The 11,189-nt window shown below is 56.9% G+C and carries 8 protein-coding genes; 2 read left to right on the forward strand and 6 right to left on the reverse strand.

The window, feature by feature from the left end:
* Nucleotides 1–3 precede the first annotated feature (3 nt).
* The 4 genes from NHH03_RS16030 to NHH03_RS16045 form a co-directional block, all read right to left on the reverse strand.
* On the reverse strand, nt 4–861 hold the full coding sequence (locus NHH03_RS16030) for a hypothetical protein (protein ID WP_253157938.1): 858 nt from the start codon (nt 859–861) through the stop codon (nt 4–6).
* 69 nt (nt 862–930) lie between these two features.
* On the reverse strand, nt 931–2,127 hold the full coding sequence (locus tag NHH03_RS16035; protein WP_253157939.1) for a glycosyl transferase: 1,197 nt from the start codon (nt 2,125–2,127) through the stop codon (nt 931–933).
* Nucleotides 2,128–2,248: 121 nt separating this feature from the next.
* On the reverse strand, nt 2,249–2,698 hold the full coding sequence (locus tag NHH03_RS16040; RefSeq protein ID WP_253157941.1) for a thioredoxin family protein: 450 nt from the start codon (nt 2,696–2,698) through the stop codon (nt 2,249–2,251).
* Nucleotides 2,699–3,046: 348 nt separating this feature from the next.
* Nucleotides 3,047–5,101, reverse strand: a complete 2,055-nt coding sequence (locus NHH03_RS16045) for a hypothetical protein (RefSeq protein WP_253157943.1) — start codon at nt 5,099–5,101, stop codon at nt 3,047–3,049.
* Between the two features lie 279 nt (nt 5,102–5,380).
* Here NHH03_RS16045 and dgt point away from each other — a divergent pair, with 279 nt between their 5' ends.
* Both dgt and NHH03_RS16055 read left to right on the forward strand, forming a co-directional pair.
* On the forward strand, nt 5,381–6,523 hold the full coding sequence (gene dgt, locus NHH03_RS16050; RefSeq protein WP_253157945.1) for a dGTP triphosphohydrolase: 1,143 nt from the start codon (nt 5,381–5,383) through the stop codon (nt 6,521–6,523).
* A 264-nt stretch (nt 6,524–6,787) separates the two neighbouring features.
* Nucleotides 6,788–7,147: a BON domain-containing protein gene (locus NHH03_RS16055; RefSeq protein ID WP_253157947.1), complete on the forward strand. Its 360-nt coding sequence runs from the start codon at nt 6,788–6,790 to the stop codon at nt 7,145–7,147.
* Between the two features lie 120 nt (nt 7,148–7,267).
* On the opposite strand, the gene NHH03_RS16060 is transcribed toward NHH03_RS16055, so the two are convergent.
* Together NHH03_RS16060 and NHH03_RS16065 are read right to left on the reverse strand one after the other, a co-directional pair.
* On the reverse strand, nt 7,268–9,670 hold the full coding sequence (locus NHH03_RS16060) for a heavy metal translocating P-type ATPase (protein WP_253157949.1): 2,403 nt from the start codon (nt 9,668–9,670) through the stop codon (nt 7,268–7,270).
* A 319-nt stretch (nt 9,671–9,989) separates the two neighbouring features.
* Nucleotides 9,990–10,823 carry a PEP-CTERM sorting domain-containing protein gene (locus NHH03_RS16065; protein WP_253157951.1) on the reverse strand — a complete coding sequence of 278 codons (834 nt, stop codon included), beginning with the start codon at nt 10,821–10,823 and terminating at the stop codon, nt 9,990–9,992.
* Nucleotides 10,824–11,189: the final 366 nt, after the last annotated feature.

Here is an 11,189-nt window from a genome sequence, read left to right on the forward strand (position 1 = left end):
TCGCTACACCTGTTGGCTGCGCGCAAGCAGAGCACCGGCTATGCCGCCCAATATCACCATCACCAAGAAAGCACCGATTCGGCTGCGGGGTTTCTGAAAGACAAACACGAACAGGTACAGCACGGTCATGCACAATAGTCCGGTGTTGCGTGACTCACGAAAGCCTTCGAGTACCAACCGGAAATAGGCACCCACCGCGACAAGCGCACAAGCGGTGCCGGAGAGCTGCAGGAACAGTTGCATGGCATTGAAATTGCTTTCGCCGGTGGTGCGTTTGGCGGCCATCACCGCCATCACCGCCAACGCGGTGGCACTGCCCAACACGAACAAAATCAATCCCAGCATCCACCACGGCATACCGGCATTGTCGGTCATGTCCTTTTGCATCTTGTCGGCGCGACGCATGTCGTCGGCGGCTTTTTCCAACGCCAAGGTACCGGTGGAAATATCGACGCCCGGCGTCAGGTGACCGCGGACGGTTTCGCCCGTGGCTTTATTGAATCCACACTTGGTACACAGCACCGCCTCGGCTGACATCTCTTTGCCGCAGGAGGGACAGACCGCAGCAATGTTGCTGCCGAACCCCTCTTCGTCGAACAAATCGTTCATCGGGTTGCCGGTTGCCGCGGCACCGACTGGCTGCGCTGCGGGTGCCGTGGGGGCGGCGCCACCGCCGGCCGCTGGGACGCGGATTCCCGCTCCACATGCCGGACATTTGACCGCCTTGCCGGCAAACTGGTCTTTGACCGCGAGGGCTTTCCCACACTGGCATTTGATTTGGATCGGCATGGATGACTGACAGATTCGATGGTTGGAAGCAGGCGGCAAAAACAGCGACGACCGCGGAGGCCGATACAGCATACTATTTTTCACGCTGAATCAGCAGTGTCCACTCGATTCGATCTCTACTGGTTCGAATCGGGGCTTGATTCAGGTCGCGTCGCGTAGTCGATCGACAAAATCCGGAAAAGCGGCACGAACGCGGGTCCAATTCGGGATCGCTTCTGCACCGTTGGGGTCGCCGCGAAAAATTTCAGCCGATGTCGTGATGCAGCTGGCAAACGCATCCACCATGGTTTCTTCGAAGTGCCGGTCGTACTGCAAGCCGTTGACGCGGGCGTCGGCGGCGTATTGGCGGATACAATCTTGTGCGGTCCGCAGGTACAGACCACGTAACGTGATGAAGGTGTCCTCGCCCAAAATGACACCTTGGCTGGCCAGGGTTCGATAGACCGTCGTCAAAATATCGATTGCCATTTTCATCAGCCCGGCTTGTTTGTTGTTCAGCGATGCCGATTGATGTTTGTGTTCATACAACCGGCACAAATCCGCCTGGCAGACCCGTTTCAGAGACGTATTGCGAAAGACCTCGGCCAGCGTGCCAACCTCCAATCCCCAATCACTGGGAATTCGATTGGACCGCGCCAGATTGCGCGTCAAGGAAAACTCGCCTGACAACGGGTAGCGAAAATTGGCCAGGAATTGCAGGAACCGGCTGGAGGGAAAAATTTGCAACAGTGCCCGTAGCAACGGAACAACCAAGAGCCGAACCACGCGCCCGTGCATGCGGTCGGTGACGCGGGCGTAATAAGCTTTGCAGAACTCAAAATCCAGCGCCGGATCGACCATCGGCAAACACAGTCTGGCCAACAAGAAACGGTCGTAATCGACGATATCACAATCGTGCAACACGAACACATCGATGCTGGGGTCGGCCAGCAAGTACCCGAACGCCGTCCACACACTGCGGCCTTTGCCAGGGGTCGATACCGGGATCCCCGCTCCGATCAACTCCGAATACAGCGTTTGGACTTTGGGGCCGTCGGTCCACAGCACCTTGCAACGATCGCCCAACGGAGCCGTCTTGCGACAGGTTTCCAAATAGTCCGCCTCGTGGGGCGCGACACCGAGTGTGACCACGATCGTATCGATGTAGTCGGCGTGAACCAGTTCCGCGACGATCCTCTCAAACGGTTCGGCACGCATGTCCGACGCGGTCACCGGCAGCACCAATCCGATTTTGGTATCCGTCGTCGCCGCACGCAACATCTCTTCTAACTGATCCAGTTTACCAGTTTGTAGATCATGGATCGTCGTGATCAGTTCATGTTGAAAGAAGTCTGGCATCCCACCATTCCACCGAAACGAGTGCTTGACGAAAGTTCATCAAGAGTTATCAGTGCAATGACCGCCTGGATCAAGCCCACCGGCTAGCCCATTCGTGCTGGTAGCGGCGCTTCCGACACCCTCAACCGCCTGTCAGTGGCGGTGACGTGGCATCGTGCAACCATTCGGTCAATTGTTTTGCCGATTGAAAGCCGACTGCATCGGCAACCTTGCGACCATCTTGAAACAGAATCAATCGCGGGATGCTGTTGACCTGATACTGCGCGGCCAGTTCGGGATCCTGGTCGACGTCGACCTTTTGAATCTCCATCGGAACGTTCCAGCGTTTGAGAGTTTGAAATTCGTGGTCGATCTTGCGACAGGGCGGACACCAGGTCGCACCGAATTTCATCAACACCAATCCGTCGGGCAGATCAAAGCTTCCGTCCGCTTTGAACAATCGCTGATCCAAATCCTCGATCGACGCCGGTTCTCCCATCAAGCCACCGGGTATCACACCTCGATTGATCGACAACACGACCAGACAAAGACAGCCAACCACCAGCAGTGTCATTAGAGTTGAGTTCTTCATCACGGTTTCATCGAAAGGGGGGAAGTCTGGCGGTCGGACGTCGCATGGTGCGTTGAAGCTGCGTTCTTCATCACAACCCAACGCGTGGGTTTTGAAGCCAACGCTTTCATGGTAGCCCGACGCGTCAGCGAGGGATTTAGGGGATTATCAGGATCCCTCGCTGACACTTCGGGTTATCAAAAACAAATGCCCCACGCGAAAGCGCACCTTCAAAACGCACGATCAGGGCGTTGAATTTAGATCTCGGCAGTTGAATTGTCCTGTTGGTATTGAAATGACTAGCAAATGGTTTTTTCCGCCACCCAGGCTCGAATGTTCGGAGCAATTGCTGGTACCACATCGATTTGATCAGGGTGAGGTCAGCGCTGTTCCATTGGTTTCTGGCAACAGACGCGGCAATTGTCGCAACAGATACCGAGGCAGCACGGCGATGCATCGATTGCTGACCGGTTCAATCGCTACCGCGCCGATTGAAATTGTCTGGTCAGAAGTGCCCGCTAACATCTGCTCGATCACAGCTTGCGTCCGTTGCGGATCGCCCGCACCGTCGAACCAAACCACAACCGGGAAGCGATCGAACGAGGCGTCGGAGCCGATCCACCAATGGTCTCGATCGACCGCTCGGACATGCAAGCCGCTGGGGGTGAGTAGTTGGTCCATCACGGCGGCCGCAGTCACGTCTGGACCGGTATGCGGCATCATCTTGTCGGTCGCACTGACACCCTGGACAAACGCGTCTTGCCAATTGATGTAACAAGTCGCTTGATTTAAACGCGCTATTTGACGGACCAGTGAGACAAAGGTGGTTCGCTGGACATGTGGTGCACCGGATTTACCTCCCTGCAATCGAGGCCAACTGTCGATCAGGTCTTGATAGCGCCCTGCCCATCGCAGCAGTGCCCGGTCGGCCACCCTGCCCTCGACGCCACGGGCGCGACGAATCGCCTCGCAAACCAAGGCCGCCAATTGCTGTGGTCCGGATTCGGCAGGAACGGAAACTTTGCTGACGTCGCCCTCGGTCTGTCCCAAGAGTGCCCGTGCGGTGGCCACGGCTGAATCGGAGTCACTGGGCAAGTCACTGAAATCGAGAATCTGGTTGATTGCGTTTTCAAATCGTTCTTCCAAAGGTCGAACCGTGATCGAACGCTCGTTGGTTTCAAACGTCGCACCGGCGGACTCGCAGATCCCGGTCAACAATTCCTCGACCGTCAGCCAACCCTCGGGACCGCGTGGCGGAATGACGTTTTGCTCGATCGGTGAACCCACCAACTCAAACGACACCCATTCGACTTCGATCGGCACGCCGCTGACCTGGCTGAGCACCAGTAACAGATCATTCAGGGGATAACCGTCGGGCGATGTCGCGTTGAGCGCCAACGACAACCCCAACGCCTGACGCATATTGATCGGGTCGGGGCGCTGGACCATGACGTCCGGATTGACAACGACATCCGCAGCGCGATCAAGTTGGATCTCATCAATCGTTGGCGGTGCCGGTTGAGTTGCATCCAATTGCGGGCGGTCGAAATCCAAACCGAGAAGCAACTTTTTCAAGTCGTCCGGCAACGCCTTCATGGTTGGCGCATCCGGCGCATCACCCGTGGCAGGATCCAAGGGTGAATTGCCGATCGGCAGCAACCCGTCCAGCGGACTCTGCGGCAACAGCGGGTTGGTAGGAAGCAAATCCGCTGGAGGCGCTATCGCCGGATCGATCGGCTCCGTCATCTGCTCGGATGGTTCCTGGGCGGTAGAGGGTTCGGATGATGTTTCGGAGGGTGGCTCTGGGTTCTCGGTGGCTGGTTCAGTTGACTCGGTCGACGCCGTGTCAGTTGGTCCCGGTTCGGTGGTTGCTGTCGACGGCGGTGTCTCAGCCTCTGCGTTTTGGGAAGGTGCCGCTGGAGAATCACCGGCATCGTTTGAATCTGCGTTGACGTCGGCCGGACCCGTCGACGCTGTGACCGGTGTTGAACCGGACCAGTTGCGGCGAATGACTGTGAACATCACCAACGCAGAAATCAAACTCGCCAAGCCGACCGCCACCAGCATTGCGACGCGACGCGTCTTGGCGCTTTTTTGGTTGTGCCAATCAAGTGGTCCGGCGGTCGCTCCGGCGGCATTCGGATCGGACGCCTCTGGAATTTCTTCACCAAAGACCGGTGGCGGATTGGTAAACCCGTTGTCGTTAGCAGCGGTGTCGGATTTCAGATCAGGCAGCGCGGGACTGCTAATGGAGTCTTCGGTGAGTGCGTTGCTGTCGACCTGTTTGCCACCGACCGCAACCGGTGCCGGGCGAGTGGGCGGCGCGGGATGCTGCACCGCGGTTTGTGGGTCGGTGTGATCCGGATCGTTCGCCGCAGTTGGTGGTGTCAGTTGGACCATCGCCTGACACTTGGGACAGGTCACGATGTTCCCCACCAAATCGGGCCGACCAACGCGCAGCCGACTGCCGCAGGTAACGCAAACGACGGAAAACGGTTGAAATTCCAAGCGAACAATCTCGCGACGGCGGTCAAAAAAGATCCAATACTCTCTATGGTACCATCCTGTCGCCCCATTGCAGCCACATTGGTGTGGGCTTGAAGCCGGATCATCATTACGATGATTACAACTTGAATTTCCGGATCCACACGTTGCCCTTTCGTTTGAACGTTTTCCATCGCAGTGGAAATAATTGACACCCCCATGCTGGATACGCGGCGATACGACGACCGAGAACACTTGATTCTCGCCAGCTATGCGATGCACAGCCGCGACACCGCAGGCAGAAAGTTCGCCGAAACCGGCCACAGCTATCGTGGGCCGTTCGCGCGCGATCGCGATCGTGTCTTGCACAGTAGCGCCTTCCGCCGACTCTCTGGAAAAATGCAAGTCTTCACTGGCGAGATGGGGACGTACCATCGAACCCGGCTGACTCACACCTTCGAAGTCGCCTCGGTCGCGCGGACGCTGGCACGCGTGTTGAAACTGAACGAAGATCTAACCGAAGCGCTTGCCCTGGTGCACGACATCGGGCATCCGCCCTTTGGCCACTGTGGCGAAGACGCTCTCAGCGAGTGCATGCAATCGGTCGGTGGGTTTTCGCATAACGGGTTTGCGCTGGTCATTGTCGAACAGTTAGAACAGCGTTACGCAAAATTTTCGGGGCTGAATCTTTCCCTGGAAATATTGGCCGGCCAGGACATCCGCGCCCACAAAGCGGAAGCCGCTGTGGGGCGATCACCGTTGTTGGAAGTCCAGTTGGTCGACGCAGCCGACTCGATGGCCTATGACGCTCACGACGTCGACGACGCGCTGCAAATGGGTTTGCTGTCGATGGGCGAGCTGATGGAATTGGCAATCGTCAGACGCGCGATGGAACTGGTGCGGCAGAAACATGGTCCCGATCTGATTCGCCAGGAACGCCAGCTGTTAGTTCACGAATTGATCGATTTGCAAGTCTCCGATTTCCTGGCCGAAGCAACCGAACGACTGGTCGGTTTCCAAGGCCATTCGGCGACGGATCTTCGCGATGCCGGTTTGCGATTGGAGCACAGTGACCAACTACGGCGTGAACGCGGCGAACTCGAGGCATTTCTGTTTGAAGCCGTCTACCGCCACCCGCGTTTAATCCCCGTCCGCCGTGCTGCCTATCATCGCTTGCAGGACATGTTCGAAGTGCTGCGGCGCGATCCGTCGCGATTGCCGCTCCGCTTCCGCCGGCGTGTCGACGGCAATCCGATCGAGTCGGTCGTCGGCGAATACTTGGCCGGCATGACCGACACCTTCTGTAACGCCCAATACAAGTATGCGACCGATGGTAGCACTGGACCGTTAGCCGATTGGTGATGTGCACGAATCCTGAACGAGGAAAGTTACCCAATACCGCGTTTTTGGCTGCCTTTTGCAAAGCGTCTGAGCCAATCTGTCGTCCCACCAATGACTGGCATTGCGTACAGCACGGTAAAGCAACTCTGTGAAAATTTGTTTGCTTCAGTTTACGCAGCATCGCTAGACTGAAAGATCACCACGCGACTTGCAACATGACGCCGACTGCTTTCCTTCGCAAACACTCTACCGATATGGCCGGTCGCCGCGCCAAGGACGGATCGAATGATGTATTTTGCCGAATTAAAACACTTGCCGACTCAGCGGTCACAATCTTTGACCGAATCACAGGCATCGTCCGCTCAACGCCGCCCCAGCGAGTCGTCACCAACGCTAACGTCAGCCTCCCACTGTGAACCTCGCGGTGAAGCGTTTCGGGACGATGCCAAAGAAGCCATTTTTCAAGACGCGTTGTGCAAGCACAGTTGCAGCGAGTTTCGCAGCATCGAAATTGAATTGACGGACGGACAAATCACATTGCACGGCCAGGTGTCAAGTTTCTATTTGAAACAGTTGGCGCAAGAAACCGTACGACCCTACGCAATCGGGTTGCAGATCGACAATCGCATCGTCGTCGCCCGCTAGCAAGCGTCATCGATCGATCAGCAAAACAACCCGCCCCGTAGCTGATCCCGCCAGGGTTCAGTCGGTCTGAATCCCGACGCATCCAGCTACGGGCACACACCGTCAGTCAATCTGCTAGCGCTAGTCCAGGTCTGCGGCGCGCAAACGCAGCGCATTGGCGATCACCGAGACGCTCGAAACACTCATCGCTGCCGCGGCGATCATCGGACTTAGCAGCACACCGAACAATGGATACAACAGCCCGGCGGCGACGGGAATTCCCAGTGCGTTGTAGATAAACGCAAAGAACAGATTTTGGCGAATGTTGGCCATCGTTTTACGACTCAGTTTGGCCGCCGCAGCAACGCCTCGCAGATCGCCACCGACCAACGTCACTCCAGCCGACTCGATCGCGACTCCGGTACCGGTGCCCATCGCGATCCCCACGTCGGCCGCTGCCAACGCTGGCGCATCGTTGATTCCATCGCCGGCCATCGCGACACGTTTACCATCGGATTGGAGCTGTTTGACGAATTTCTGTTTGTCTTCCGGTGAAACGCCGGCATGAAATTCATCGATCCCAAGTTTCTTGGCGACGGCGCGGGCTGTTGGCTCGGCGTCACCGGTCAGCATTACGACTTTTAACCCCAGCGAGTGTAGAGTCTCGAGCGCCGCTGCGGTGCTCGATTTGATCGGATCGGCGATCGCCATCGTCGCAGCCAGCTTGCCTTCGATTGCAACAAAGATCACCGTCGCGCCTTCATCCTGGTGCTTGCTGGCGGCGTCGATCGCATTTTGTTCGATTGTGACACCCTGTTGTTCCAGCAGTTTCTTGCTGCCGATGAAAACGGTCCGTCCGTCAACCGTTGCCGTCACGCCAACGCCCGACAGACTGTCAAAATCGGTGGCGTCGCTGATCTCGATTTCGTCGGCTTTGGCGCGCCGAACCACGGCCCCAGCCAATGGGTGTTCGCTTTGATTCTCCACCGCCGCAGCGATCCGCAGTGCATCGGACTGTTCCCACTGACCAAACGTCGTGATCGCCGTGACCTCCGGTCGGCCTGCGGTCAACGTCCCCGTCTTGTCGACGACCACGGTGTCCACTTTCTCCATCACCTCCAACACTTCGGCGTTCTTGATCAACACACCGGCTTTGGCTCCACGTCCGACGCCCACCATCACCGACATCGGAGTCGCCAGACCAAGTGCGCAGGGGCAAGCAATGATCAACACGGCAACCGCCGCGACAAACGCGTGCGCCAGTCGCGGCTGTGGGCCCCACACCGCCCAGCCGATGAAGGCGACGATCGCACAGGCAATCACAGCGGGAACGAAATAGCGAGCAACCACGTCGACCAGCTTTTGAATCGGGGCCCGGCTGCGCTGTGCATCGGAAACCATTTGCACGATCCGGCTGAGCACTGTGTCGTTGCCGACACCGGTCGCTTCAATCACCAATGCACCACTTTGATTCATCGTGCCGCCGGTCACGGAATCACCCTCGGATTTTTTCATCGGATCCGGTTCGCCGGTCAACATCGATTCGTCGACTCGGCTGGACCCGCTGATCACCAAACCATCAACCGGTACTTTTTCGCCAGGCCGCACGCGCAACTGGTCCCCTTCACGCACTTGATCGAGTGGGATTTCTTGCTCTCCATCGTCCCCAATCCGGAGCGCCGTCTGCGGTGCCAATTGCATCAGTTCACGAATCGCGCCGCCGGTCTGTTGGCGTGCCCGCAATTCCAAGACTTGTCCCAGCAAAACGAGCGTGATGATCACTGCGGATGCTTCGAAATACAACGGCGGCGCACCGCTGTCGAGAAATGCGTCGGGGATCATCGCGGGAAATAGCACGACCAACAAACTGAAGAAGTAGGCCGCCAAGGAACCGACGGCGATCAGCGAGAACATGTTCAAGTTCATCGTGCGGAACGATTTGATGCCACGCACCAGCAGCGGCCAGCCGCACCAGAAAACCACCGGGGTCGCCAGTACGAGTTGCAACCAAGCCGACGCGCGCTCTGAAATCCATTCCCCTAGATTCAGCCCAATCATCGGCCCCATCGCGATCACCATCAATGGCAGCGACAACCCGACACCGACCCAAAACCGGCGCTTCATATCCAGGTATTGCTGATCGTCAGCGGACGCCGACACATCGACAAACTTGGGCTCCAGGTCCATGCCGCAGATTGGGCAATCACCAGGGCCGACCTGTTCAATCTCCGGGTGCATTGGACAGGTGTAAACAGCCGAGTCATCCGTCGCAGGCTTGGATGTCAATTGCGGCGCCGATCGCGTGCTCGATCCACCGCCGTGGCAGCAACCGCCGCCTGACGCTGGGTTGGCTTGGGCCGCTTTCGCAGCCTCCTTTTCCGCTCGCGCCGCTAGAACGCCTTGCGGATCGGCAGCAAATTTCTGCTGACAACCGGCGCTGCAAAAGAAATAGTCTTTGCCGGCGTGTTCATGGTGCCCCGCCGTGGCGGGATCGACCGTCATTCCACAAACGGGATCGATCGCTGTTTCCGACGACGTGGCCATTCAATTTCTCCTTAGCGACTAAGCTGACAATCCGGCAGCGCTGCAATATACCCCATAGTGGTATGCAATGTTTGTGCCGAAACATTCTGCCAGCTCAATCGTGGGAGTGGTGTTCGATTTCACGCCGACGAAGTCGTTTGGAAGGTGCGTTTTTATGGTAACCCGAAGCGTGAGCGAGGGATTCAGGGTGTTGACGGGATCCCTCGCTGACGCTTCGGGTTACCAATAACCAATGCCCCACACAAATGCACAACTTCGAAACCCCTCAGCGAGGCTCAGAATCTGCGTCGGCAGATTCTGAAACACCGCATTGCAATCGCTAGGCGCGACGGCGACGATTGAATCCGACCCCGGCGATTCCGATCGCAAAGATGGCCAGCGATGTTGGCTCGGGAACAGCGGAGGTCAATAGATGATTGTCGATCGCAATTCCGCCCGCGACATCAATGTTCGTCAACCATGAATAGCGCACGTCACCGACGTCGGAAATCAGATCCAGTCCACCGCCGGCTACCGAGCCACCGCGGGTCTCTGTAAACAGTAAGTTCCCGGAACTATCGCGGAGGTTCAAGTCGGTGAACAAGACGCCGCCGTCGTCACGGAACTGATGCTCGAACGTGTACCAACCAGATGTCTTAACTTCGTAATTGTGCAGCGTCTCCAAATCTTCGCGCGGATCATAGTTGGTATTGTTGCTACCGCCAACCAGCAGCTTGCCTGTGTCAGTGTCTTTGGTCACATGGAAGATAAAATCTCGAAGATGGTCGTTTGGTGGAGCACTCGGTGGGGCCTTGCTCAGTGCAACCGAGTAATCGAACCCCTCACCCAGCGCCATTTCGGTGTCCAAATAGATATCCAGCGAGACAGTGTTACCTCCTGTCCAACCCATACCGTCATTGCTGCCAGCGAAATTGGAATAGGGTGCCGAAGAAGAGTCCTGCAGCACCTTTGCGTAAAAGTTGCCTTGGCTGGCAGCTATACCGCCACCCGACGCGTCAACGCGGGTGAGTTCACCGTACCAGCCATTGGAACTGTCAAACCAACCGTTGGAGTTCGTCTCAAAACCTTGGTGGTAGACCGTGCCAGCGCTGGCTTGCTGACATGCAGCGATCAATCCACCAAGACAAATCAGAGTCAGTTTTAAATTTCGCATCGTCTCTCAGTTTTTGGTTGCGTTCTGGAAATCACTTACACAAGCAACGCAGCTGAAGTGCAAAAGAACTCGTCATGTGTTCACTGGTCCGGGAGTTTACTGAGACGAATTTCTTTCCCAACCCTAAAACTCCCCAGTCCCCCATCAGATTTCACAATCTGGGCCCGCAATGAGCCAGCCAGTTACGGTCCTGACGAGGGGGCAGGAAGGCAATTCAAAGCGGAGTTTCGATCGCAACCCGACGCGTGAGTTTTGAAGCCAGCGTTTTTACGGTAACCCGAAGCGTGAGTTTTGAAGTTGCGCTAAACAGTCACTTCACCTCAAATGACTCAGCAAATTGCCGCTTCGATCTCTGTACTCTCCCGC

The sequence above is a fragment of the Stieleria tagensis genome (assembly GCF_024129865.1).
In the GTDB taxonomy this organism is placed as follows: Bacteria; Planctomycetota; Planctomycetia; order Pirellulales; family Pirellulaceae; genus Stieleria; species Stieleria tagensis.